This is a genomic window from Cellvibrio sp. KY-GH-1 (genome assembly GCF_008806975.1).
Classification (GTDB): Bacteria; Pseudomonadota; Gammaproteobacteria; order Pseudomonadales; family Cellvibrionaceae; genus Cellvibrio.
This window is the reverse complement of the sequence record NZ_CP031728.1, coordinates 3,192,196-3,218,337: the sequence shown is the minus strand read 5'-3', so window position 1 is coordinate 3,218,337 and position 26,142 is coordinate 3,192,196. Positions and strand designations below refer to the sequence as shown.

General features: G+C 44.4%; 14 protein-coding genes. 9 read left to right on the top strand and 5 right to left on the bottom strand.

The features are described 5' to 3' along the window. Positions 1–292: 292 nt before the first annotated feature. The 4 genes from D0C16_RS13810 to D0C16_RS13795 all read left to right on the top strand — a co-directional run bounded on the left by D0C16_RS13810 (position 293) and on the right by D0C16_RS13795 (position 6,956). On the top strand, positions 293–1,150 hold the full coding sequence (locus tag D0C16_RS13810) for a diguanylate cyclase (RefSeq protein ID WP_225318679.1): 858 nt from the start codon (positions 293–295) through the stop codon (positions 1,148–1,150). A 263-nt stretch (positions 1,151–1,413) separates the two neighbouring features. Continuing rightward, complete coding sequence (locus tag D0C16_RS13805; protein WP_151032909.1) at positions 1,414–5,079, top strand: family 31 carbohydrate-binding protein; 3,666 nt, start codon at positions 1,414–1,416, stop codon at positions 5,077–5,079. A gap of 129 nt (positions 5,080–5,208) precedes the next feature. Then, entirely contained in the window at positions 5,209–6,069 is an 861-nt protein-coding gene (locus D0C16_RS13800) for a hypothetical protein (RefSeq protein WP_062059220.1), read from the top strand. Positions 6,070–6,218: 149 nt separating this feature from the next. Next, positions 6,219–6,956 carry a phytanoyl-CoA dioxygenase family protein gene (locus D0C16_RS13795; RefSeq protein ID WP_062059219.1) on the top strand — a complete coding sequence of 246 codons (738 nt, stop codon included), beginning with the start codon at positions 6,219–6,221 and terminating at the stop codon, positions 6,954–6,956. Positions 6,957–7,024: 68 nt separating this feature from the next. Here D0C16_RS13795 and D0C16_RS13790 read toward each other — a convergent pair whose 3' ends face one another. Continuing rightward, a complete protein-coding gene (locus D0C16_RS13790; RefSeq protein WP_062059214.1) occupies positions 7,025–8,974 on the bottom strand; it encodes a methyl-accepting chemotaxis protein in 1,950 nt (649 codons plus the stop codon). A 296-nt stretch (positions 8,975–9,270) separates the two neighbouring features. Between D0C16_RS13790 and D0C16_RS13785 the strand changes: the two genes are divergently transcribed. Both D0C16_RS13785 and D0C16_RS13780 read left to right on the top strand, forming a co-directional pair. Continuing rightward, positions 9,271–9,897 carry a putative glycoside hydrolase gene (locus D0C16_RS13785; protein ID WP_062059212.1) on the top strand — a complete coding sequence of 209 codons (627 nt, stop codon included), beginning with the start codon at positions 9,271–9,273 and terminating at the stop codon, positions 9,895–9,897. Positions 9,898–10,137: 240 nt separating this feature from the next. Then, complete coding sequence (locus tag D0C16_RS13780; RefSeq protein ID WP_151032908.1) at positions 10,138–18,549, top strand: putative Ig domain-containing protein; 8,412 nt, start codon at positions 10,138–10,140, stop codon at positions 18,547–18,549. 446 nt (positions 18,550–18,995) lie between these two features. Here the strand turns inward: D0C16_RS13780 and D0C16_RS24785 are convergent, their stop codons facing one another. Further along, a complete protein-coding gene (locus tag D0C16_RS24785; protein ID WP_084618167.1) occupies positions 18,996–19,136 on the bottom strand; it encodes a transposase domain-containing protein in 141 nt (46 codons plus the stop codon). 638 nt (positions 19,137–19,774) lie between these two features. Here D0C16_RS24785 and D0C16_RS13765 point away from each other — a divergent pair. The 3 genes from D0C16_RS13765 (at position 19,775) to D0C16_RS13755 (ending at position 22,185) form a co-directional block, all read left to right on the top strand. Then, positions 19,775–20,293 carry a hypothetical protein gene (locus D0C16_RS13765; protein WP_225318678.1) on the top strand — a complete coding sequence of 173 codons (519 nt, stop codon included), beginning with the start codon at positions 19,775–19,777 and terminating at the stop codon, positions 20,291–20,293. A 4-nt stretch (positions 20,294–20,297) separates the two neighbouring features. Further along, positions 20,298–21,704 (top strand): DEAD/DEAH box helicase, encoded by a 1,407-nt coding sequence (locus D0C16_RS13760; protein ID WP_062060803.1) that lies wholly within the window; start codon positions 20,298–20,300, stop codon positions 21,702–21,704. A 292-nt stretch (positions 21,705–21,996) separates the two neighbouring features. Beyond that, complete coding sequence (locus D0C16_RS13755) at positions 21,997–22,185, top strand: hypothetical protein (RefSeq protein ID WP_062060806.1); 189 nt, start codon at positions 21,997–21,999, stop codon at positions 22,183–22,185. Positions 22,186–22,614: 429 nt separating this feature from the next. On the opposite strand, the gene D0C16_RS13750 is transcribed toward D0C16_RS13755, so the two are convergent. The 3 genes from D0C16_RS13750 to D0C16_RS13740 are packed head-to-tail and all read right to left on the bottom strand — an operon-like array spanning position 22,615 to position 26,141. After that, on the bottom strand, positions 22,615–23,607 hold the full coding sequence (locus D0C16_RS13750) for a serine/threonine protein kinase (RefSeq protein WP_062060809.1): 993 nt from the start codon (positions 23,605–23,607) through the stop codon (positions 22,615–22,617). Between the two features lie 12 nt (positions 23,608–23,619). Continuing rightward, positions 23,620–24,045 carry a hypothetical protein gene (locus D0C16_RS13745; RefSeq protein ID WP_062060812.1) on the bottom strand — a complete coding sequence of 142 codons (426 nt, stop codon included), beginning with the start codon at positions 24,043–24,045 and terminating at the stop codon, positions 23,620–23,622. Continuing rightward, entirely contained in the window at positions 24,042–26,141 is a 2,100-nt protein-coding gene (locus D0C16_RS13740) for a hypothetical protein (RefSeq protein WP_062060815.1), read from the bottom strand. Before D0C16_RS13740 ends, D0C16_RS13745 begins: the two co-directional genes overlap by 4 nt. Between the last annotated feature and the right edge of the window lies 1 nt (position 26,142).

Below are 26,142 nucleotides of genomic sequence, written 5' to 3'. Positions count from 1 at the left end.
CAGTATGAGGGGCTATTGAAGCCTGAGTGCATTTTGGTTGTGTCAGGTGATAACTGCATTTTTGTTGTTTGACAATCCATTATTTATTCGTTAATGTTAACGTTAACTGATCGCTAAAGCAATAACCTTTGTTGTCGCCTAAGCTGTCTTGTTAATGTTGTTGGTTCAGGAACCCCTTGATATTTCTTTTGCTGTGTATTGAGGGTTATCGTTTGGCGATCGAGTTTCGATCGCCTTTTTTAATCGCTACCGAGAAGGACGTGGTAACAGGAATCTTCTTGAGGGCGTTTTGATGCTGCGAAATATCCATTTTGTGTGTGCTGTGCTTGCGCTGCTTGTCAGTTGTAAGTCAGTAGCGGAGGTAATATCAACTCCGCCTATTGCAAATAGCAATGATCGTTACTGTTTGGAAATGTTGCGCTTGGCGCTTTCTTATGCCGATAAACAATATGAAATTCAACCTCAGCAGGGAGGTGAAAAAACCTTATTAAGAGTAATTAATGAGGTTCAGGGAGGGCAAATGCATGTCATGTGGACTGCCACTGACAAAGAGAAAGAGGAGCAGCTTCTACCAATTAGAATTCCTCTCTTCAAAGGAATGTTCGGATTTAGAGTTTTTATTATAAACCGTGATACTCAATCGAAATTTGATGGCATTGAATCATTTGATCAACTCAAAAACGCAATTACTTTTGGGCAAGGGCGAACTTGGGCAGATACAGAAATTCTTAAAGCGGGTGGGTTGACAGTAGTCACTACGATGAAGTTTTCTGGCTTGATGCACATGGTTGATGGAGGAAGATTTGATGCTTTTCCTCGTGGGGTGCACGAACCTTGGTCAGAGCTTGAGGCATTCTCACAGCTTAATTTGAGTGTCGAAAAAAATTTAGTGCTGCATTACAAAATGCCTTTTTACTTTTTTGTGAGTAATACCAATAGAGAGTTGGGGCGTGATATAGAAATGGGATTGAATCGCGCTATAGCGGATGGCTCGTTTGATCGTATGTTTTATGCCAATGAAGCAGTACAAAGTGCTTTGGAAAAGGCTAATTTGAAAAATAGAAGAGTTTTTGAAATACCCAATCCAAACCTTAGTTCAGCTACGCCAATCGAGCGTAAAGAACTGTGGTTGGATGTGGAAAGTTTGTAATGTCGTGTCGTCAGGAGAGCCAACCCATATCTCTCCGTGTTCTTGCCCCCTTTTAGGGGGCTTTTTTATCACCTCATTGACATCAAACAAGTTTTTCCCAGGGTTCATCTGCGATATACATAAAAATAGTGTTAATAATTTGTTCGTCATAATGATAAGTGCGTCTTCAAAGCGCGCGGATAATTTCAGCTTTTCACCAGATAAATCCTTTAAGGCTCAACATAAAAGCAATAATCAGTATTCATCTCTATGAGGGAAGACTTATGTCTAAACACTTATCTACCAAACAGCGGTTTGGTCGGTGGCTTGTTCCTGCGGCACTAATCATCGGCGCCTCCGCTTCTACCGGTGTGGCTGCCGCTGAATCAGGCGTATTTGGCATGCAAACTAACGGAACCATCTACCATTTGGATGGCGGCCAGTCCGCTAACTTTGTGTATCTCTGTGTGAATGGTGACTGCCGCACCGCCACCAAAGTGGGTAACCGTTACGAGCGCAGTTTTGGCTCTGCAAACACCAGCACTAGCTACAGTATCGAGTTCAAAGTTCAAGATAATGCGACCGGCCAGTGCATTACCTCTACATCGGTAAAACCTGGTCAGGCGGTAGCCTCTACCCCATGCTTTTCTGGCAATGTGCCCGTTAGTTCTGCAGCTTCAAGTCAGGCTTCAGCAAGCAGCAAGCCGACATCTAGTGTGCCTGCATCTAGTAGTAAACCGGCGAGCAGTAGTGTCGCGTCTTCAGCGTCGAGCCAAGCTATCAGCAGCGGTGTTTTCGGTTTAACAGCTGGAGGTACCTTGTACCATCTCGATGGTGGCCAAACGGGCGGCTTTGTTTTTCTGTGTCTGAATGACAACTGCCAATCAGCCAATAAAACCAATGGTCGCTACGAAGCGAATTTCGGCAGCCTGAATGCGGGTAGCAGCTACAAAGTGGGGTATAAGATTCAGGATAATGCGATTGGCCAATGCTTATTTGACGGCACCTTGACCCCCGGTAATGCCTATTCTCAAACGTCTTGCTACTCAGGCGTAGTAAACCCTAGCTCATCCAGCGCACCATCTTCAATTACTGCAAGCTCAAGTTTGCCCGCAAGTTCCAGCACACCTTTATCCTCGGTTCCTGGTTCTAGTAGCAAGTCTTCTATGGTCGTGAGCTCTAGTAGTTGGTCATCAATTACACCTAGCTCCAGCAGCAAGTCATCGGTGCCATTAAGTTCTAGTAGTAAATCTTCTGCTGTTATATCAAGTGATAGCAGCTCAAGCAATCCATCCTCAAGTGCAATAGGTACTGATACGTTTGGTGTAGAAAAAATTGATGCGACTACCGCGTTATATTGGGTAAAGGATAATTCGTCTTGGCCTCGCGGTGGTGACTACTACAGCTGTAAAAACGGCGATGCAGATTGCTATCGTGCTGAATTAAAAAATGGTCGCTGGGAGCGCACACATACCAATATGACTCCCGGTAATTACAAGGCTGTGTTGAAGGTTCCTGGATTGGGAGTAGATCAATATCCTAGCTTGAGTTTTTCTTGGGCGGGCGGAGGTAGTTCCGGTAATTCGGGCTCCGGTTCCGGTTCTGTTGGCAGTGGTGGTACACGCATCATTGCTCCAAGTTTAAATCCGGAAATTTACCCTGCGCTGGATATTCAGCATGATGTCGCTACCGCATCTAACTATCTTGCAGGTGGTTTGCACAATCCGCAGTATTTTGGTCATACCCTTTACACATTTGCTAACGATTCCGCAGGTGTTAGCAATTGCTCAGGTGGTTGTGCGGCGAACTGGCCTCCATTGGTTGTGACTGATAACAAAGCATTGGTCGCTATGACCAGCTTGAAAGGCGCGCTTTCTACTTTCAAACGCGATGATGGTCGCTTACAGGTCGCTTATAAAGGAAAGCCTCTATATTTTTATGCTGCCGATAAAATTCCGGGGGATCGTAAAGGTGATGGTGCAGGTAATGTTTGGTTTGTTGCAGATGCTGAAGTAACTCCAGTAGCTAGTCAGCTTTATCAGCACGCGTTGAAAACACCTTCAAATATGCCTGTAAGCCAAAATGGATTTGGATTTTCGATTAATAATAATCGTGTCAATTTCCAATTTGGTTCTGTATTGGCTGAAGTGTCTGCGCCAAATGTTAGTTTTTTTTGCTCTGCTAATCAGATGGATTTTTCTGAAGTTGCTATAACCAATGGTACAGCGACTATACCTGCTGCTTGTACTTCTGCATCGACTTATTGGTATTTCTTCCGCTACAAGATGAAAAATCCTGGTGCGGGTAAATACGTCATGAGTAATAACCACGACTTTGATCAAGACAGCGCCTATCAATATACCGCGCTCTTTATTAATGATGGGACTCGATTGGATTTGAGTAAACGTGGTCTGTTTGATGATGTAGGTGCGAACTGGATGCGTTTCCGTCATCCACGTGCTTATGATGGCGTTACTGAAGCGATTCGCGATGCAACACATAACTCCTCACGCTTAGCGGAACTGGCGCGTTATTCTATTCACGCCATCGAGTCAACATCGGCTAATGGTGTTATCGATTTAACGCTGGATTTGAACCTGCCAGAGAATCAGGGGCTGGTGCGTTTGGAAGGTTTGGAAAATGGGGCAGGCGATGAGAAGCTGCCTACATGGCGTTATCAGTTTGAGCCATCAAACGGTCAGCGCACCTATTCAATGGGTGGCTGGAGCTATGGTCAGTCGATCAGTTTTGAAATGACAGGTGTGGTGGGGGCGATTGGTTCGCAAACTTACAATACCTATCAGTACTATACATTTGGTTTAGGTTTTCACTCGCCGATTGGTGATCCGCGTTTAGCGCTGGTTGGTAAGGGTGGCACTTACATGCAATTTAATATTAAAAACTACGGTGGAGAATTTAAAAACGGTCATATCGGTGCGGGAATTCATGATGTCATTATGGAAAAGGCCGCTATTTTCACTCAGCACTTAACGACATTGCATGACCCTAAAGAGGTAGATGATTTCTTGTGGGGGCACCATCTGTTTCATGGGGTGAAATTACAGCGCGCCACTGCAGAAATGCCAAGTCAGGAAAATCTTGGGTCGAATCCAGGTGATACAGGTATTGGTCGCGAAATATCCTCGATCAAGAAAGGGGCACCGATTGCCTGTGGTGATTGTCATTACCGGGATGGCCGTGGCTCGGATGTCATTGATACCGCATTCGGCAAACGCATTGCGCCGCCAGTCTTTGGTGTAGGGCTTCTACAATATATCGAGGGGCGTGAAGCCGGATTTACTTGGGCAGGTACTGTACCTACTGTGCGTCAACAGATTAAAAATGCACTTGTAGCGGATCACCAAATTGATCCGAATAATCCCAGTGATATTTCGCCCGAAAACTTGGAATTAATTAATCGCTACACTGAATTTTTAACGGTACCAACGCGTTTTGCTGGAGTCTATGAGCAGCCGGGAGTAAAAGAGGGGGATAAGTTATTCCGTGATATTGGCTGTGCAGGTTGTCACCAGCCGGTACAAAAAACGACGAGTCATGCCCCTGAAAAATTCCGTAATTTAACGATTCGTCCTTATACTGATATGAAAATACATCAGGTTGCCGATGGAAATTATCGCACTGCACCTTTGTGGGGTTTAGGTCGTAATATCGATTTGCTGGAGAATAATAACAAATTAGTGGCAGGTGATTTGGCGATGGGAATTGCGCTTTATGGAGGTTCAAATCAAGAGGCTATGGATAAGCATCATATGCGCAAACGACCACTGATATTTTTACATGATGGAAGAGCGATTTCGTTGAAAGACGCTATAGTTAAGCATAGAAATGCCGGTGCCAAAGCCAGTGATGCGGATGCGGTCATTAATCGTTTTGAAGCTCTAACAGCAGGCGAACAGGAGAATATTATAAAATTCTTACGGAGTTTGTAATTAATCAGAAAATAGCCATGCACTCTTGCATGGCTATTTTTCATTATTCATAACTATAGGATATAAGTGGTTAGGATAAGTCAGCGGGTTGTCTAGTTTTCGAGTGACTTCGAAAACTATGGAGACACAATGAAAAATCTTTCTGCAGTGTGGCTATTTATATTTTCTACATTTGTTCCGCTTTCTGCATTCGCAGAAAAGATTAACATTTCCCTCGGGGTGTATACTGAACATTTGGAAGCCTTTCAATCCGTATTATCAAGCGGGCAGTGCCCAGATCCTAGAAATTACTTGGTCAGTGATAATCAAATACTCACTGAGTTTCTAATATTATGTGAGGCAATAAAATTAGGCGGTCTTGAGCCAAAGATTGAATTCAAGGCATTTCCTGTCTATGTACGCTTACTGCGAGAACTGGATGGCAGTTCAATTGCTGCTTTGGCCTTCGGCGGTTGGCGGCGCGATTTGGATATATCCCGTTTTTACATCTCACCCCCTATCATTCCTCCGAATACATTTACTAAAGGCTTTTTTGTGAAGCCGGAAAATCAACATGCATTGATGGCTAACTCTAGAGAACAATTGGCTTCGCTCACTGCTGTTACAAGTGCGGGATGGAAAGTTGATGTAGAGAGTATTAGCTGTGTTGGATCAAAAATGATTAGCGCTCGCACCTATGTAAATATGTTTCGCATGGTAGGAGCGGGCAGGGCTGATTATTTAATTACGACTTTTCCTGCGGGTGATGACCTTAATGTAGATTTTTACGGTGTTAAGTTGCGACCGATTCATGGCGTAAAAATAGTATTTAAGGATTCATTGCATTTTGCGGTTAGTAAAAGCCACCCTGATGGAGCAAAAATATTTGCAGCGCTTGAGCTAGGTATGCAACAACTTATAGCTGATGGCACCATTGATTATGTGTTGGCTAAGCTGGGTATCATTAATCACAATGTAACGTCCTGGAAGGATATAGGCTGTATCAAATAGTTGCATTAGGTTGTTTGTAGTTAGGTGATAAAAATGGCTCTGACTTTAATTTTTATTAAATCAATAAATAAAATTTGATTTGGCGCAAATTGGGTTGCATCAAATTAAATATCATGCCTCTGGTAATCATAGCATCAGCGAGGCATTAAATGAATTACCAAGACTTTTCAGAACAATTTTGGAAGCAGGGATATATTGTTATTGAAGATTTCTTCCCTGTTTCACAAATGGATGATCTAAATAAATTAATTCTTGCCCATTATGGTGATGATCCAGCGTTCTACCATAATCCTGAATTTTTGCAAAAGACCAATACCGAAGTAATCCCCTGGTTTCCTCGGCGCGAAGGTGAGCAAAAATTTGATCTTATTGAGAAAAGTGAACATTTTATCAATCTAACGAATGCCATTTTAAATGACGATTGGAAGTCATTGTATTGTATGGTCATGTTCTCCAAGCAAGGAACAAAGGGGCAGTCTTGGCATCAAGATTGTCCACCAGAGGACGCTGAAAAGTTTAATATGAATAGGCTTATCTATACACACGATGTTAATGAGCACACTGGTGGTCAAACGGTGGTCTATCCAGGCTCTCACAAGTTGGGTGTATTACCTGCGGGTACTGAAACCCATAAGGATTATGCCGAGCAGGTAATTTTATCACCCAAAAAAGGCACATTGGTTATTCTGCATGGCCATACATGGCATAGAGTTTTGCCGCTTAAGGGTAAATATCGGGTATCTACTAATTTTCGTTGTGCTCCGCAGGGCACGCCTGATGATATTACGGACATATGTGTTTATCCCAATATGCGTTATCAGTTCTCGATCAATAAAGTTATTGAAGAGCGAGTACCTGGTGCATATGGCGCGAAAGTTGGTTATTAAATACATGAGCTGCTTGCGCAGCTTAGACGCTACGCAATGCTCAAAAAATAGGCCTTACTACTACATTGCTACAGTTTGAACTTATCTACGATTGCTCCTTGTTTTATTGCTAGTTCATTTAGGCTTTGCCCACTGGTGGTGAGTTGTTCTAATACTTGTTGTGTGAGTGCTGTACTTGTCGATATACCGTTAATATTGCGAGATATTTCAGCTGCTGTTTTTTGTTGCTGTTCGGTTGCTGTGGCAATGTGAGAAGCCATATTTACAATTTCTCTAATCAGCTTATTAAATTCGCTGATATTGTTGGCAACGTCCTTATTCTTTTTGCTGCTCTTCTCCATTGCTTGCACACAACTATTCATATTTTCTACCGAGGTTTTTACCGCGCTTTGTAGTTTGTTAATCATGTTGCCAATTTCAATAGCTGATGAATTTGTTTTCTTGGCTAGATTGCGTACCTCATCTGCAACGACGGCAAAGCCTCTCCCCTGATCTCCAGCTCGCGCCGCTTCAATAGCAGCATTTAATGCCAATAGATTGGTTTGCTCAGAGATGTTGCGAATCACATCCAGTACGCGACTGATATCTGAGCTGTGTTTTTCAACACCATTTGTGAGTCGAGCGGATTCACCTAATTGTTCGCTAAGTATTAGTGTTATGTTTAAGTTTTCTGCAACAGATTGGCTGGTGTCCGAAGCTATATTTTGGGCGCTCATTACATGTTGATGAGTAAGGGATGCTGAGTTTGCAACCTCAGCAAAAGACTGCTCCATTTCCGTCATTGCTGATGCAACACTCATTGCCTCGCGAGTTTGGGCGATAACTTCGTTTGTGGCGGTAGAAACTGCCTTGGCATTGGTGTCTGTTGCCTTGTTTATTTGTGCTGTGCTTTGCGTTATTTCTTCAACTATATGCCTGAGTTGATCAATGGTGTTATCGAAGTTTATGCATAGCTCACCAAATTCATCAGGTTTCTTATAGTTTGCTTTATCTTTTAAGTTTCCTTGCGACAACCCGTTTAGCAGTTTCATCATGAGTTTTAACGGGCGACGAATAGAGTTGGGTATGGTTAATGTGAGAAAAATGGCGATTGCTACCGAAGCACTAAATATAATCGCGAGTATATTTATGCCTCTGCTGAAATCGGCACTAGCAGAGTTGGTTGCATCGAGAACAGCTTTATAGGCTTGCGATAGCAGTAATTTTACCCGGCTGCTACTTATGTTTTCATAATGCGTTATTTTTTTTAAGGCGTTATTTTTCTCTTGGAATAATTTATTTCTCTTTTTTATGTTTTCTATGAGTCCACTCGTTTCCTGAAATTTTATTAACTGATTTTTTAATTGAGTCGCGCTTGAAAGTTCAAAGTCGATATTTTTTATTATTTGTTGAGACGTTGATATGTTTTTTTCGATAATTACGTTGTCAGTACTAATTTCTGCTTGGTTTAGCGCAATGTATAATTGAATCAGCTTGTTGAAATTTTCGGTTGAAATACTGCCTAGCGTTTCTTTACTCTGGATTAACTCGCCAAATACTATCAGGTCTGATGTGATTTTATTTTTTGTGATCAAGTACTCTTCATGAGCCTTCATCAGTATATCTGCTTGCAGAATAACGGCATTAGCATTTTCTTTGACCACATTTAAGTTGATGATTTGATTGGCTTTATCTGCCAGGTCTAGATTCTCAGAGCGCTTTAGATCTGATTGAAAGTTCTCTAGTGCATCAACGTATTCCTGTCTGTTTTTTTCAAGATCCTCTACTTTTTGGCTGGACACATAACGAATAATACAGTTAGCCACTGTTGATAGGGATTCGATTAGATAATTGCCCGCTTCTAAATTGCGTATCTCGCGATTCACCAATGTATCTACGTTGCCCTTAAGCTGGCTTCCCATATGCCAGGAAACGCCGGTCACAATTACGATTAATCCTGTCATGAGCACAAAACCGAAAATGGCCTTTTTGATTACACCTAAGTGAAATGATGCTTTTGTGGGGAGTGTTTTAATCATACTTTTTGATTCTGTTTTGGATGTTTAAGAACTTTTTAATTTATGGTCTTTGTCCTTAGATCAGCCAAGTATTGAGTAGGCTGAAATACTCTTCGTTAAGATCTATCGCTGAATATATTTCTGCATCACATGCCTTTGTGCTACAAATAAACTCGATAGCGATAACATTAACATTAGCCTATAGTAAATCGAAAGATAGCTGTTTTGAGCATTATTTTTTGCGCTATGAAGCTGATTAAAGTTTTTCAGCTGTATAAATTGGTGTTTATTTCCCGGGGCAGTACTTTTAAGGTGGCATGAATATTATGGTTATAAAGAATCATCTGTATTTATCATTGGTTTCTCTTCTGGCAAGTTATTTATTCTTTTCTGGATTGGTTTTTGCTCAAGAATTAATTGTGCTTAATGAGCGGGGCAAGCCAACGCGGGATGTATTGGAGTTGCTGGGTGATATGAAAAGTGGTGATTTCGGGAGGTCAATTTATGCCGTCAATGATGCCAGTGCTTTTCACAGCGAGTTGGTGAATGGGCCGACTGACGGGACTAAAGCCAGATTAATTGATTTTACCGGTGATAGCTGTGTAACGCCTGACAATTGTTTTTCCCTATTGTTCTACAAGTCTTATCACGGCTATTTGGATCTTAGTCGTTATAGCGCCTTAGTGTTTGATGTGAAAGTGGAAACATTCCCAAGCAGGCCAATCGGTATTCGGATCGGCAGTTATCCCACGAGAGCAGAGATTGATATTACGGATCGGCTGCCTTTAGCTGGCGAAGGTTGGAAAACAATTCAATTAACCCTTAAGGAGTTCAACGATAATCTCTATGAGAACTTTTCATCCGTTTACACTGAGGATGTGTTCAGTATTGGTACTACCGGAAAGGCTCGACTTCTTTTAGCTAATATTCGCTGGGTGGAATAATTAGAACGCTACCCTGATTATTGCTAAAGGTGCTAAAAAATCAATAATAAGAATATTTAATTAAGCTGGCTGCAGGCGAGGTTTTTTGTGCTATAATGTGGTAACGATAACGCTATTGATATTGGTTGTGTTGCCTTAGCGTTCTTTGGAGGTTTTTATGGGGCCAGTTGCCAGATTTGACCGCCTTTAAGGTACGCCATGGATTTGACGAATAACTAATTATTCAGAGCTTTTTCATTCATGCCTACTAAGCGACGCCCTCTTATTGAACCTCTTGAGCCTCGCCTACTATTTTCTGCCACCGCTGATGCCGCTGTTTTTGAATACGGTGATTTTGATGGGTATAACCTTGTTCAGGCAGCCGAGTCGCTAGATTTAATCAGTGTTTATTTTCCGACAGAGCCAGTGTTGGTTGGCGCTTTGGATTCTTTCGATGATGTTTATTCCACATCTTCAGCGACAACAGCTACTTCGACAACTGTAATTTTTGTTGATACCAGTGTAGATAATTATTCTACATTGGTAGCTGATATTTATTCTCGATACGACGCTAATTCAGTCGAACTTCTGTATTTGGATCAGGCCGTGGGTGGTGTTGAGCAAATTACGGAATATCTAAGTCATTTTTCCAACGTGTCATCCATTCATCTCATTTCTCACGCGGTTGCGGGAAATTTGCAATTGGGTGGCCAGCTTCTTAATGAGCGCAATCTTGAGGAGCATAAAACTCAAATTTCTTCTTGGCGGTCTGCGTTGACTGCAGATGCAGATATATTGCTCTACGGTTGTACTCTCGGTGCAGATACGAGTGGCGAAAACTTTTTACAACGTTTACATCAATTGACGGGCGCCGACATTGCTGCCAGTGATAATTTGACGGGTAATAGCCGAGCTGGAGCCGACTGGGTTCTCGAACGGCAAATAGGAACCATTGAAACTAATTCTCTTTTTTCGCCCGATACAGTTTTGGCTTGGAGTGGTGTTTTAGCCGATATCACTTACATAGATACTGGCGAGCCAGCTGACCCCTCATTAAATTCGGATACGCTTACTGCATTTCAAATGGGGCAAAGTTTTAGTTATCCCTCAGGTATTTCTGTTGATCAAATTAGTTTGATGTTGAGCTACAACAGTGCACAGGGTGGGGCTCAAACTGTGACCGTGCAATTGTTGGATGCCTGGGGTGGAAATGTGTTGGCGATGGGGACTTTTGTAATTGCGCCAACCGATGCTGATTTTGGTTTTCAGTGGGTTAATTTCGTGTTGGATAACGAGGTTTTGCTTACCGGTGGGAATACTTATGTATTTGCTGTTAGCTCTGACGCGGGCGTCGGCGATAATGCAGTGCGGGCTTCTATCTTTGATCCGGGTACCTATGCGGATGGTACTTACATTATTAACGGAATCGATGATGCTGGTGGGCGCGATCTTGCATTTCGAGTCACCAATTTGGCGGTAGCAAATTCAAGCCCATCAATATCGATTCCTCTAACGAATTATTCGGCTACAGAGCAGGTTGCGGTTAATTTACACGGCACCGGAATTACAGTCGCTGATGCAGATGGCGATTCGTTAACAGTGACATTGGCTGTAAATGATGCAGCGAGCAAATTAACAGCGGTTGTGGGGGCAACTGGTGTGTCGATTACCTCGGGTAATGGCTCTAACAATTTGATTATTACTGGAGCCGCTGCTCAATTAAATGATTTCTTTTCGGGAGGGAATGGGGCAACACTCTCCTACTTGGCGGATTCGGATTCTCCTGCAGCTAATGCAACATTGACGCTCACAGTATCGGATGGCAGCTTGTCGGCTGATGATAGTGCAGCTATCGATATTACTGCAGTTAACGATGCCCCCACTGTTGTTAATGCGATCCCCGATCAAAACGCCACTGAAGATGCTGCGTTTAATTTTCAATTTGCATCCAACACGTTTAGTGATGTCGATGTGGGCGATACGCTGACTTATAGCGCGCAAGTAGCGGGTGGTGGTGCATTACCTGCGTGGCTGAGTTTTGATGCAGTAACTCGCACGTTTAGCGGAACGCCAGCCAATGGTGATGTCGGCACTGTATCGATTGATGTGATAGCCAACGATGGTAACGGCGGTACCGTCACCGATACGTTTGTTATTACCGTTGCCAACACCAATGATGCACCCACTGTTGCTAATGCCATTCCCGACCAAAATGCGACCGAAGATGCTGTGTTTAATTTTCAATTTGCATCCAACACGTTTAGTGATGTCGATGTGGGCGATACGCTGACTTATAGCGCGCAAGTAGCGGGTGGTGGTGCATTACCTGCGTGGCTGAGTTTTGATGCAGTAACTCGCACGTTTAGCGGAACGCCAGCCAATGGTGATGTCGGCACTGTATCGATTGATGTGATTGCCAACGATGGCAACGGCGGTACCGTCACCGATACGTTTGTTATTACCGTTGCCAACACCAATGATGCACCCACTGTTGCTAATGCCATTCCCGACCAAAATGCGACCGAAGATGCTGTGTTTAATTTTCAATTCGCATCTAACACCTTTAGTGATGTTGATGTCGGCGATACGCTCACCTATAGCGCGCAATTAGCCGGTGGCGGTGCCTTACCTGCCTGGCTGAGTTTTGATGCAGTAACTCGCACGTTTAGTGGCACGCCAGCGAACGCCGATGTCGGTACGGTATCGATTGATGTGATTGCGAGTGACGGTAACGGCGGTACCGTCACCGATACGTTTGTTATTACCGTTGCCAACACCAATGATGCGCCCACAGTTGCTAATCCAATCGCCGATCAAAACGCGACTGAAGATGCTGCTTTCAATTTTCAATTTGCTGCGAATACGTTTAACGATGTTGATGCGGGCGATACGCTTACCTATAGCGCGCAATTAGCCGGTGGCGGTGCCTTACCGGCGTGGTTAAGTTTCGATGCGGTAACTCGCACGTTTAGCGGAACGCCAGCCAATGCCGATGTCGGCACTGTATCGATTGATGTGATTGCGAGTGACGGCAACGGCGGTACGGTTACCGATAGTTTCGATATTGTTATCGCCAATACCAACGATGCACCCACCGTTGCCAATGCGATTCCCGATCAAAACGCCACCGAAGATGCTGCGTTTAATTTTCAATTTGCTTCGAATACGTTTAGCGATGTTGATGTCGGCGATACGCTGACTTATAGCGCGCAATTAGCGGGTGGTGGTGCTTTACCCGCGTGGTTAAGTTTCGATGCTGTAACTCGCACATTTAGTGGCACACCTGCGAATGCCGATGTCGGCACTGTATCGATTGATGTGATTGCCAACGATGGCAACGGCAGCACAGTGACCGATACGTTTGTCATTTCCGTTGCCAATATCAATGATGCACCAACGGTCACCAATGCAATTCCAGACAGGGACGCAACTGAAAACTCACCATTTAATTTCCAGTTTGCTGCAAATACCTTTGGTGATGTGGATGTCGGCGATACGCTGACATACAGCGCGCAATTAGCGGGTGGTGGTGCATTACCTGCCTGGTTGAGTTTTGATGCAGTGACTCGCACCTTTAGTGGAACACCTACAAACGGCGATCTTGGTTCAATCTCAATTGACGTGATTGCCAACGATGGTAATGGCGGTATTGTTACAGACACATTTGATTTGACTGTTTATGCGGGCATCAATAATTTACCAACGGTTGCTAACGCTATTCCCGATCAGAATGTGATTGAAGATTCTGTTTTCAATTTCCAATTTGCGTCTAATACTTTTGCAGATGTGGATGTTGGCGATACCTTGACCTATAGCGCGCAATCGGCCGGAGGAGGCTTATTACCGGCATGGCTCAGTTTTGATGCTGCGACTCGCACATTTAGCGGAATTCCGTTGAATAACGATGTTGGAACTTTTTCACTAGAAGTGACTGCCGATGATGGTCGTGGAGGTACTGTCACAGATACTTTCGTCATTACCGTTTCCAATACCAACGATGCGCCCACCGTTGCCAATGCAATTCCCGATCAAAACGCTATCGAAGATACTGCATTTAATTTTCAATTTGCTTTGAATACGTTTAACGATGTTGATGTTGGCGATACGCTCACTTACAGCGCGCAATTAGCCGGTGGCGGTGCATTACCGGCGTGGTTAAGTTTTGATGCGGTGACGCGTACCTTTAGTGGCACACCTGCGAATGCCGATGTGGGTTCAATTTCAATTGATGTGATTGCCGATGACGGCAACGGTGGTACCGTCACCGATACGTTCGTCATTACCGTTGCCAATACCAACGATGCACCCACCGTCGTCAATCTAATCGCCGATCAAAACGCGACTGAAGATGCTGCGTTTAATTTTCAATTTGCATCTAACACCTTTAGCGATGTCGATGTCGGTGATACGCTGACTTATAGCGCGCAATTGGCGGGTGGAGGTGTATTGCCCGCGTGGCTGAGTTTTGATGCAGTGACTCGCACTTTTAGTGGTACACCGGCGAATGCCGATGTCGGTACTGTATCGATTGATGTGATTGCCGATGATGGCAACGGCGGTACTGTCACCGATAGTTTCGATATTCTCATCGCCAATACCAACGATGCCCCAACAATCGCCAATGCGATTCCCGATCAAAACGCGACTGAAGATTCAGCCTTTAACTTCCAGTTTGCGGCGAACACTTTTTCCGATGTTGATGCGGGCGATACGCTCACCTATAGCGCACAATTAGCGGGTGGCGGTGCCTTACCGGCGTGGTTAAGTTTTGATGCCGTGACGCGTACCTTTAGTGGCACACCTGCGAATGCCGACGTGGGTTCAATTTCAATTGATGTGATTGCCGATGACGGCAACGGTGGTACCGTCACCGATACGTTCGTCATTACCGTTGCCAATACCAATGATGCGCCAACGGTCGCCAATGCGATTCCCGATCAAAACGCGACTGAAGATTCAGCCTTTAACTTCCAGTTTGCGGCGAACACTTTTTCCGATGTGGATGCGGGTGATACCCTCACCTATAGCGCGCAATTAGCGGGTGGCGGTGCCTTGCCCGCGTGGTTGAGTTTCGATGCAGTGACTCGCACTTTTAGTGGTACACCGGCGAATGCCGATGTCGGTACAGTATCGATTGATGTGATTGCGAGTGACGGTAACGGCGGTACGGTTACCGATAGTTTCGATATTGTTATCGCCAATACCAACGATGCACCCACCGTTGCCAATGCGATTCCCGATCAAAACGCGACTGAAGATGCTGTGTTTAATTTTCAATTCGCATCTAACACCTTTAGTGATGTTGATGTCGGCGATACGCTCACCTATAGCGCGCAATTGGCGGGTGGTGGTGCCTTACCGGCGTGGCTGAGTTTTGATGCGGTGACGCGTACCTTTAGTGGTACACCTGCGAATGCCGATGTGGGTTCAATCTCAATTGACGTGATTGCCAACGATGGCAACGGCGGCACCGTTACCGATACGTTTGTCATTTCCGTTGCCAATACCAATGATGCGCCCACAGTTGCTAATCCAATCGCCGATCAAAACGCGACTGAAGATGCTGCTTTCAATTTTCAATTTGCTGCGAATACATTTAACGATGTGGATGCGGGCGATACGCTGACTTATAGCGTGCAATTAGCGGGTGGTGGTGCATTACCTGCCTGGCTGAGTTTTGATGCAGTAACTCGCACGTTTAGTGGCACGCCAGCGAACGCCGATGTCGGTACAGTATCGATTGATGTGATTGCGAGTGACGGTAACGGCGGTACCGTCACCGATACGTTTGTTATTACCGTTGCCAACACCAATGATGCGCCCACAGTTGCTAATCCAATCGCCGATCAAAACGCGACTGAAGATGCTGCATTTAATTTTCAATTTGCTGCGAATACGTTTAACGATGTCGATGGTGATGCACTGACTTATACAGCGCAGTTAGCGGGTGGCGGTGTATTGCCCGCGTGGCTGAGTTTTGATGCAGTGACTCGCACTTTTAGTGGTACACCGGCGAATGCCGATGTCGGTACTGTATCGATTGATGTGATTGCCGATGATGGCAACGGCGGTACTGTCACCGATAGTTTCGATATTCTCATCGCCAATACCAACGATGCCCCAACAATCGCCAATGCGATTCCCGATCAAAACGCGACTGAAGATTCAGCCTTTAACTTCCAGTTTGCGGCGAACACTTTTTCCGATGTTGATGCGGGCGATACGCTCACCTATAGCGCACAATTAGCGGGTGGCGGTGCCTTACCGGCGTGGTTAAGTTTTGATGCCGTGACGCGTACCTTTAGTGGCACACCTGCGAATGCCGATGTGGGTTCAATCTCCATTGACGTGATTGCCAACGATGGCAATGGCGGTATTGTTACAGACACATTTGATTTGACGGTTTATGCAGGCATCAACAATTTACCAACGGTTGCTAACGCTATTCCCGATCAGAATGCGACTGAAGATTCTGTTTTCAATTTCCAGTTTTCATCTAATACCTTTGCTGATGTGGATGCTGGCGATACCTTGATCTATAGCGCGCAATTAGCGGGTGGTGGTGCATTACCTGTGTGGTTAAGTTTCGATGCAGCGACTCGCACCTTTAGCGGAATGCCAACCAATGGTGATGTGAGCTCGATTTCGATTGATGTCATTGCCAGCGATGGCAACGGCGGCACTGTCACTGATACGTTTGTCATTTCTGTTGCCAACACCAACGATGCGCCCACCGTCGCCAATGCGATTCCTGATCAAAACGCCACTGAAGATGCTGCGTTTAATTTCCAATTTGCATCCAACACCTTTAGCGATGTCGATGTCGGCGATACGCTCACTTACAGTGTGCAATTAGAGGGTGGCGGTGCCTTACCCGCGTGGTTAATTTTTAATGCGGCGACTCGCACATTTAGCGGTACGCCGACAAATGGCGATGTTGGTACTGTATCGATTGAAGTGATTGCCAACGATGGAAATGGCGGTATTGTTACAGATAGGTTCGATATTGTTATTAGTGAAGCTATTGGCAACATTAATCAGGCTCCTGTGCTTGTAAATCCCATTCCTAGTCAGAGTGCGACTGAGGATGTTGCATTTAATTTTCAGTTTGCCGCGAATACATTTATCGATGCTGATGTAGGCGATACCCTAACTTACCGCGTACAGTTAGTGGGTGGCGGTGCATTGCCCCCTTGGTTGAGTTTTGATGCGGCGACTCGCACATTCAGTGGGGTGCCCACGAATAATGACGTAGATACGCTATCGATTGAAGTTGTCGCCAGCGATGGCCAGGCGACCTCCTCGGCTCAATTTCAATTGAATGTACTGGTCGTAAATGATCGTCCCATTGCAGGTGAAATGATTGTCATCAACAACCTGGAAGATGCATCGGGGGATCAGCTTGATTTGCGGGTGCTATTTTCGGATGAGGAAACCGCAAGCAGCGATTTGGTGTTCTCTGTAGTGAGTAATTCTAATCCCGGCTTGGTGATTAGCGCAGTCATTGATCCTGCTACCGGCTTGATACAGTTTCATTATGGGGCAAATCAATTTGGCACTAGTGATCTGGTTATCAGGGCGCAAGATGAGCAGGGTGCTTGGGTTGAGTCTGTGGTGCGCATCAATATTGCCTCTGTAAATGATGTGCCTGTGTCTGAGGCAATTGCGGATATTACTGTCTACGCAGGAAGTCTGCCGCTCTCAACGGATTTGCAAACGGTATTCAGTGATATCGAAGATGGGTATTTATTGAGTTGGTCGGTCGTAGAAAATACCAATCAGTTGGTCGTAACAGCAATTCAGATTGACCCTGTTACCGGAATCATGACCTTGGTGTTTGCTGATCAGGCATTGGGGGTATCAGTCGTTACTTTGCGAGCTCAAGACAGTGATGGTGCCTGGGTGGAAACCAGCTTTCAAGTAACTGTGATTGAACCAGAGGTGGTTTCTCCCAGGCCGCCGGTTGAGCCTCCCGTCACTCCACCAGTTGCTCCACCGATCAATCCGCCATCAGTTGAGCGTCCTCTAAATCCTCCGACTGAATTGCCGGTAGTTCCCCCGATAGTGCCGCCAGAAACAATTATAACGCCGCCGCTGCCGAACGAAAATGAGGGGGAAAATACAGGAGATGTTGGTGAGCTAGGAGAGGGTATTTACTCCTCTGATGGAAGTGCGATATCAAGCGGAAATGATGATGTAAACAATACTGATCAAAATGATAAGTCCAGTCGTGACATTGAGCGAGCAAACAAAATGCAGCTCGATAATAATCTTTTGCTCAGCTCGCTTACGGCATCTCCGAGACTCGCTGCCCTGATTGCTCCTGATTCTGGTTTTACACCTTGGGATGCTGCAGATTTTGACAACGAGATTCATCGATTGCGCGCACAAATGGATGAGGCTTTGGAGGAGGAGCAAAATCGTAGAGCTGTAGTCTCAGGGTTAATTTTTTCAATTACTACCGGCATATTGGTCTGGTCTTTGAGAGCAAGTAGCTTGCTGTTGATGCTGGTATCTTTGTTACCTTTATGGCGAGGTTTCGACCCTCTACCCGTTCTTGACGAGGTAAACAAAAAGAAAAAGGAACTTCTGCGGCAGCGTAAAGATAAAAAACAAGAAGATCGTGAAGTTCGTGAAGTGGGGTATTTGTTTGACCACAATAAGGGAGGGTAGATCGCTGCTGAGTAGGTCTCTTTAGTGATAATGAAATGAGAATTGACTCCTTTTTAATCGCATTTCAAGCAATAGTGTGGTTTCAGTGATCTGATTGGTTTAGCAAGTACGAAATTGCTGCTCAACATCGTAAGCGTCCTATCAACCCCACCTAGCCTTGCCCTAAGCGTACATGTAACACGAAACTATGGCCAATATCCTACAAGCTTTTCAGTCTCTACCCACCCTTTTCAGCAAGCAAAATATTTAAAATAAGTAGCGAAAGGACGCTAACCGAAACAGGATGCAACGGTTAAAGGGATTGGTTTAAGGATGAAGCTGCAAAATGGACGACATTAGGGATCAGGCATGATGCCGAGCTGATTGGGAGATCACTTACCCGCGCAGGAAGTAAAGGGGCTAGCTGGATGTGATGCCTCTTTTTTTGACGTTTGGATTCTATTTTTCTAATCCGCATTTAATTTCACCGTCCACGGTATAAGATCTTCTAGCCGATCATCCTCAGTGTGTTTGGGAATTTCTGTCAGCAAATGCTCAGTATACTTCACCGGATTTAGATTATTCCCTCTTGCGCTGGGTTCGTACATTTGGTGACGTGGTTTTTATCGTCGGTGCTTTAGCTGTGAGCTGGCAGGTTGTGTAGGGTTTATTTTCCTCATCAAGAGGTGGTGTGTTAACAATCGATCCAGCTAGGACGCCTGAAAAAAAGAAACTGTGTGCTGCGGTAATTGTGGCGGTAAATAAGGTGTAACAGTTAAGTCTTAAGCCGGATATTGAGTTTAATGTCCGGTTTAATTTAAGAGCACCTCTGAAAATAAGATTTTAAATTCATAAGTTGAACTCTTTTCGAATATTTTTGGGGTGAGTACTACGGCAATTGGTAAGCATGCTCGCTACAAGATCAATCTTTTCGCTCGGCTTCTTTAATCGACTTAATGATCACTTCAATCCCTTCGTGAGGATCTGCTCCTATCGCGTGGCAGTACCTCACGAATTCTACAAGCTCTATCTTCTTTCTATCTTGCTCCATTTTCCCAACACTGGTCCAATGGGCTCCAATCATAGGGGCTAGGTCACGCAAAGTTAACGAAGTTGCTGCTCGCTTTTGCTTCAGCCAAAAGCGAAGCTTTGCATAATGAGGTGAGTACGAAGATGTTTTCATTGTAGCGATATTAGATACAAGCTAGAATGTAGCGAAATTCACTACAATTCAAATAAGCATCAAATGAAGCCAAAACACCTAAAGCATGAAGTATTTAGTGCTTTCCAAGAACTGATAGGAAGCCGTTTTACGGTTGCTCAAGCCGTATCTGTTTACATGGCAAGCCCATTTTGCTCTCACTCGGACGTAAAACCCGCACGGCAATTTGTCTACAGAAACATGAAGCGGCTTATTCAAGCTGGTGAACTGGAAAAAATCGGTCCTGATGGCGGTTGGCAAAAATACCGTTTTACTGAGAGCTTTAACGCAAGGTTAACTGCAGATGTATCTCTCATTTCAGGTCAACCGATAGTGCAAGAGGCATCAAATATAAGTGCGAATCTTATCGAAAGGCTAAATCACCAAAAGTTGGAATTACTTACCACAATGGGTGAAGCTGAAGAGTACGACGCGATTTTCAAAGAATTACCAGAGATGCGCGGGCAAATTCAATCGCTTTATAACGATTCGCGAGATAGGTGTTCCAAATTATTGGGGAAAGTTAAAGCGCTCGAAAATCTCATCTCATTAAATTCAAGATAAAAATATGCAATTAAGACGCTGGCAATCCGAATGTATTTCAAAGGCTCTGCATAAGTTCTCAGTAATGGGTAATCACTTTCTCTGCTTGGCTACGCCAGGTGCTGGCAAAACAGTTATGGCGTCAGTCTTGGCTACCAAACTGCTCGAACATAATCAGATAGATCTCATTCTGTGCTTTTCACCTTCGGTCACAGTATCAAGTGACTTTGAGCAGGCACTTGCAGATCACACCAATGCCCGAATGGACGGACTGTTAGGCTCTAAAGGGCGTTCACTCACCTACCAAGCAATGCTTTATTTAGATGATGAGTTCTGGAAGCTATTTGATACGAACAGGATATTTGTGATATTTGATGAAATTCATCACTGTGCTGGCGATGGATTAGGTAATGCGAATGCATGGGGACAAAAAATTATTCAGCATATTCAAGGTCGTGCTACTTATTCTTTAGCACTTACGGGTACCCCTTGGCGTTCTGATCAAATTCCTATTGCACTTTCGAGTTATTGCCAACAACAAAAAATTCATTGCGATTATGTATATGGTTTGACGCAGGCAGTTGCGGACAACGTGTGTAGAAGCCCAAAAATTACGCTGATTGACAATGATAAAGTTTGGATTAAGCACAATAATGAAGTATTTAAGTTTTCATGCTTTGGCGAGTTACTAAAAAAATCCAAATGCTCCTATCAACAATTGATAGAAAACGAAGCTCTCATTTCCTACTTCATCGATAAGTCGTCAAAAAAATTATCCGCAATTAGAAAACAGCATTCAAGCGCAGGTGGTCTTATTGTTGCTGCCTCGGTAGAGCATGCCAATAAAATTTCCGAGATATTGTATCGTCGGACCGGAGATCAAGCGTATATAGCAACCTATAGAGAAGAAGATCCACTAAACATAATCAATAGGTTCAAATTTAATTCTGAAAAATGGATTATTTCCGTTGGGATGATCAGCGAGGGAACCAATATACCTAGGTTGCGAGTGTGTTGTCATTTAACCCGAGTTAAAACGGAGCTACATTTTCGACAAGTTTTGGGTAGGATATTGCGAAGCAGTACTGAAGCAAATGAAGAAGGTTTTCTCTATATGCCTGCTGAACCCAATCTTCTCGAATATGCCACTCGTGTTGCACAAGAAATACCAGATGGTGTTGCTATTAAATTTGACTCTATGTCGAAGGCGCAAGATCGTGAATGTGATGCTTTAATTCTGAAGGGCGACGATAATCTCGCCACGAGTGTAATCCTGGCGGTCGATTGCAGCTCTACTGACGATTCAGATCTGGAATTAGATCTTAGTCATCAAGCAGGGCTAACTTCACTCGCTAGATCATATGAATCTACAGTTAATATCTTTGGCAGGTTTAAACAAGAACTCCTGTCGCTACCGCTTACTGCTTGTTGATGCTGGCGCAATGCTCAAATATATCGTTCCGACAATTTTTTATTTTTCTTTCGATCTAGCCTGCGAAACTAATTTGTAGTGCATGAAAGAGGCTTAGCTGAAAAATCAAATAACTGCGTGTTGATTTATGTATGAAATTGGTCGTTTTTTGCGTTTAAGAATGACCCAGGATAATAGGTGTTAGTAATCATCCTAACTGGTTTTTTCAATATTTTAAGTTGGTCAATATTCAATGCCAAAATGGGTCCGCATTGAATGAAAATCAATAACTCTATCTTTAAAAGTGGAAACTATGTCTGATATTAATGACGAATTTTATGCTCTGTTAATACGTATATCCTCTCCAAAAACCCGCAGAGCAGGTGACGCTTTTTTCTCAGCTGATCCTCTGGACTTGTCCATTACGTATTCACCAGACAATTTTGATAGCTTCGATGTTCAGCCTGATGGCAAGTCGACTGACATCATCGGTAAGAAATGATGATCCCTTTATGCAGTTATTCTTTCGAACCGAGCAATAATCATCCTTTTTTTCTTGCTGGCTTGTGGAATTTTTCCTCATATTAAAACATCATCATTAAGATACAGTAGTCATTTTCTTTAGAATCATCGAGATGCGAATTCGCACCAATTTTTTCACACAATCGTAAACCATTTACCCACTTTATTGCATCAATTTACCTAATTGGAGCGGTAAGTTGGCATGAGGTTGCGTTGATAAACTGGATAACAGGTGCGGCATTCAAGTGTAGCTGAACAGCAAATATATCTCTGAAGAAGAAAATGCATAAAGGATTGCTCAAAGCCTTGCTGAACAGCTCTGTATTACGACGAAGTTATTTTCAGGCTGAATACTATTTAGGCGCCCTCACTCTGGGGGGATCAATCTAGTTCGGAATGAAAAAATTCTCTAATAATTTCCTGAAGACCTTAAGAGTGCTGGCTCTTGAAGGTTCGCAAACTGTTCTCGCAATTGAAGGACATGTTCTGCCCAGTAGCGCTCGGTATTAAACCATGTAAACGTTGATGGGAATGCCGGATCAGTCCAACGTCTCGCAATCCAGGCGGCGTAATTCAGCATACGAAGAGTTCTGAGGGGCTCTATCAAACATAGTTCTGAATCGTTGAAGTCATGGAACATCTCATAGCCTTCTAACAGTGCATCGAGCTGCGTAGTTCGATCTTGGCGATCACCACTCAACAACATCCACAAGTCTTGTACAGCAGGTCCCATGCGGCAATCATCGAAGTCAACAAATACACCGCGGTCTTCTCGCCACAAAATGTTGCCCGGGTGGCAATCAGCATGAATACGAATTGGTGAATAAGCACACTCACTGAATCGCTGTTCTATTATTTTAATAATATCTTTAGTCAGTGATTCGTAGGCCGGAAGGAGGCTCGGTGGAATAAAATTATTACTCAGGAGAAATTCCCGACTATCGATACCATAACTCTTGATATCAAGCAGTGACCGATGACTGAAGGGCTTTATCGATCCAATTGCGTGTAATCTTCCAAGCGAGCGACCAAGTAATTCTAAAGTGTCTAAGTTATCTAGCTCTGGCGCATGCCCTCCAGCTCGTGGAAATAATGCGAATGTAAATTCTCCGTCCCGATGAGCACTTACTCCGCTTTCATGTACTAACGGTGGAACAATTGGCCACTCTGCTACTGCAAGCTCTTTACAAAAGTCATGCTCCTCACTTACTTGCTCAAACGACCACCGGGACGGTCTATAGAATTTTGCGATGAGGGGCGCAGAGTCGGCAATTCCGATTTGAAATACACGATTTTCGTAAGAATTCAATGCATTTAAACGACCATCACATTGATATCCCAAGCACTCAACGGCATCAAGAATTCGTTCTGGTGTTAAGGTGCTGTAGGGATGGTCTGACATATTTTGAACTCATTAGTAAGGTACATCGGTGCTTTTGGGATCCACTCGCACATCAGTCACTATGCCATACTGAGGAACCTCTCCGCCGAGTTTACGGATAACTTTTGCCATCTCTGCATTAAGATATAGCAGAGACATGTAGCGGCTGCGGGCGATATCCAGATCACGTTTGAGTTGCTCTATCTCAGCAGACTGATTGGGATTGTTCTGAGTTCGCGTTTTCTTGCGGGGTGGGGGCTGCTCGCTTGATGCAGATTCAATTTCTGCAATAAGTTGTTCAAATCCTGGGCGATTGCGAATGGTGCCACGTTTCCGTCCTGCTTCAAGTGCGACTTGATCCTTATTAATTGGGGAACCCTTGGGGACACGAACCGGCGCATTTTTTTTGAGCCTTTCTAGTGCGGCAAAATATTCCATGATGGTACTGGTTGTCTTCATTGTTTAGTTGTCGCCGGTTTCAGGTATGTAGAGTTTATAAAATCAATCTCTTGGTTAATAAGTTGGTACGGGCGGCTCTTCGGTGATATCGAAGCCAAGTCAAAGCGAAGGCTTTCGATGTAAGTCTCAAGTTTTTCTGGTTTTAAGATTGCGTGCTTACAACCACTCGTACAAGGTAAGACCAAATCGATCGCAAAATGAGGGCAGCTGCCTTTCAGAACACAGCCACCTACCGGAGTTTCTTTGAAACTGAATTTACCTTGTTTGACAGCCATTTGGGTTTCTTTTTGGCTGTGGAAGATTCTAGGTAGGCTATTTCTGTCCTTTGCGCGCTGAATATCTGCTCCAATAGGTCCGCACAGTTGCTGTTCAGATCGAATTACTTGTTCATGAAAGCGAACGCTCGTGTTGAATGCAACAGCATCACGGAACGACATCAGTACACTGCCGCCATCAATGGGCCTGCCACTTTCATCAATGAGAAAGTTTTGGGCATAGCTTGAGTTCTCTGAGTAAAGCGCCGTCATCACTTCAGATAGGTGCTTAAATTGCGTTTTTAGTGTTGGTAAAGATACCATTCCAGAGCGGCTTGCATAGACGGCTACTGAGCGTCGGAATTGATGTGACGATAGTGGCCAAAGTTTTCCCACTGCAAAATTGGGGTTTTCATCCCATGCTCGAAATGCATCGAACACTCGCAATTCCTCCAAATCTTCCGCTTTGATCGTCAAGTCAAGCGATAGACAAGCGGCACGCCAAGATTTTGTATCGAATAGGGTGGTCGCTATCGGTAGCGAATAATGAACGTTAGGCGTAATTGTATTGAAGCCTTTTCCTATAAAAAGGGGGGCATTGTTTGGTAATTCATCTCCAATTTGATGACTTCTAAACCAGGTGAGGGTGGAAAGTTGCTGCGCGATGCTGGCGGCATAAAGCCCCTCCTTCGAGGTTGCCCACACCAGCGGGCGACTGTAGTGCCCTTTCTGTGTAAACTTTTGGAGGTAAGACACAAACACCGGTAAATTTCCTAGCCCCTTTGTAGTAGAGTTCACTATCGGCCTAAAAGGCATAACTTGTACCTCGGATATTCGCATACCTGAGAATGCGTGGATCAGGAATATACAGAGCACTTGCAAGTGTGTGATGTGCGAATCAATCGAATTTAAGTTGTTTAGGCCCACCTGTTTTGCGTAGGCCGTAAGGCCAAAGCGCTCAAGCGTCTCGGCGGTGTTAAGGCTATGCTCCTTGACCTCAGGCCATGTCTGGAATGTGCAATTTGGGTATAGCCTCATCACTCGCTTCAGATTTTCCGCGTAGCTACGGCTTTCATTCGAACACAGACTCGGGTCTGCGTTCATTGCTTTGATATAGGCTTCTAGGCGCGGCAAATAGGGCTCAGCAGCTTTCAATTGCTCTTGCGCACCGCCTATTATCTTGCCTAACAACCGTGTGGGAATCAGAGGGTGATGCTCTTTCTGATCTTCCCGTGTGCGGGCTTTACTTTGAATGAGTGTCAATATATCGGTTAAATTTGCCTCCGGGACAAGTCGAGGCACGTCGCACTCAATAGTATTTAGTTGTTGCCAGAATGCAATGTCTCGTAGTAGCCCCATTAATGCAGTTGGCAAGCTAAACCCGTCGTCTACATTCGAGATCGAGCTGCGCAATGCCACTTGAAACTGTAAGCTCGTATCGGCCTCAGCGAGTGATAGGTTAAGCCCATGGGCTAATTTGGCAATCGCTCGCAGAATCGATAGTGATTGCCGTACATGAACCATTCCCCGCGAGCGCCCTGCGTTTGTGGCTGTTTCAAAAATGTTAAGCCAACAAACAGTTTTTATCTCTTCTGTGAGCCTGCGCGCCAGCGCGTCCATCGGTCCTTGAGTCTTCGCATCCCACCAGCTCACAAAATTGAAGGTGTTATTGGCACCATAAACGCGTAGATCCCATTTGTTGTCTTTGAAATAACTCAGTACGTCACCCTTCTTATTGCGTGCAATCACATAGTTTGGGTCAATACCTAATTTTGATACATGGTTGATCGTGTCAGGTGCTTGATGCGAGTCAGGGTTGGCACAATGGATCTGAAACGCCATA

Bases quoted from the DNA above. Each gene is read 5' to 3' on its own strand.
- D0C16_RS13810 (WP_225318679.1), top strand. From the start codon at position 293: ATGCTGCGAAATATCCATTTTGTGTGTGCTGTGCTTGCGCTGCTTGTC.
- D0C16_RS13805 (WP_151032909.1), top strand. From the start codon at position 1,414: ATGTCTAAACACTTATCTACCAAACAGCGGTTTGGTCGGTGGCTTGTT.
- D0C16_RS13800 (WP_062059220.1), top strand. From the start codon at position 5,209: ATGAAAAATCTTTCTGCAGTGTGGCTATTTATATTTTCTACATTTGTT.
- D0C16_RS13795 (WP_062059219.1), top strand. From the start codon at position 6,219: ATGAATTACCAAGACTTTTCAGAACAATTTTGGAAGCAGGGATATATT.
- D0C16_RS13790 (WP_062059214.1), bottom strand. From the start codon at position 8,974: ATGATTAAAACACTCCCCACAAAAGCATCATTTCACTTAGGTGTAATC.
- D0C16_RS13785 (WP_062059212.1), top strand. From the start codon at position 9,271: ATGAATATTATGGTTATAAAGAATCATCTGTATTTATCATTGGTTTCT.
- D0C16_RS13780 (WP_151032908.1), top strand. From the start codon at position 10,138: ATGCCTACTAAGCGACGCCCTCTTATTGAACCTCTTGAGCCTCGCCTA.
- D0C16_RS24785 (WP_084618167.1), bottom strand. From the start codon at position 19,136: ATGTACGAACCCAGCGCAAGAGGGAATAATCTAAATCCGGTGAAGTAT.
- D0C16_RS13765 (WP_225318678.1), top strand. From the start codon at position 19,775: ATGAAGCCAAAACACCTAAAGCATGAAGTATTTAGTGCTTTCCAAGAA.
- D0C16_RS13760 (WP_062060803.1), top strand. From the start codon at position 20,298: ATGCAATTAAGACGCTGGCAATCCGAATGTATTTCAAAGGCTCTGCAT.
- D0C16_RS13755 (WP_062060806.1), top strand. From the start codon at position 21,997: ATGTCTGATATTAATGACGAATTTTATGCTCTGTTAATACGTATATCC.
- D0C16_RS13750 (WP_062060809.1), bottom strand. From the start codon at position 23,607: ATGTCAGACCATCCCTACAGCACCTTAACACCAGAACGAATTCTTGAT.
- D0C16_RS13745 (WP_062060812.1), bottom strand. From the start codon at position 24,045: ATGAAGACAACCAGTACCATCATGGAATATTTTGCCGCACTAGAAAGG.
- D0C16_RS13740 (WP_062060815.1), bottom strand. From the start codon at position 26,141: ATGGCGTTTCAGATCCATTGTGCCAACCCTGACTCGCATCAAGCACCT.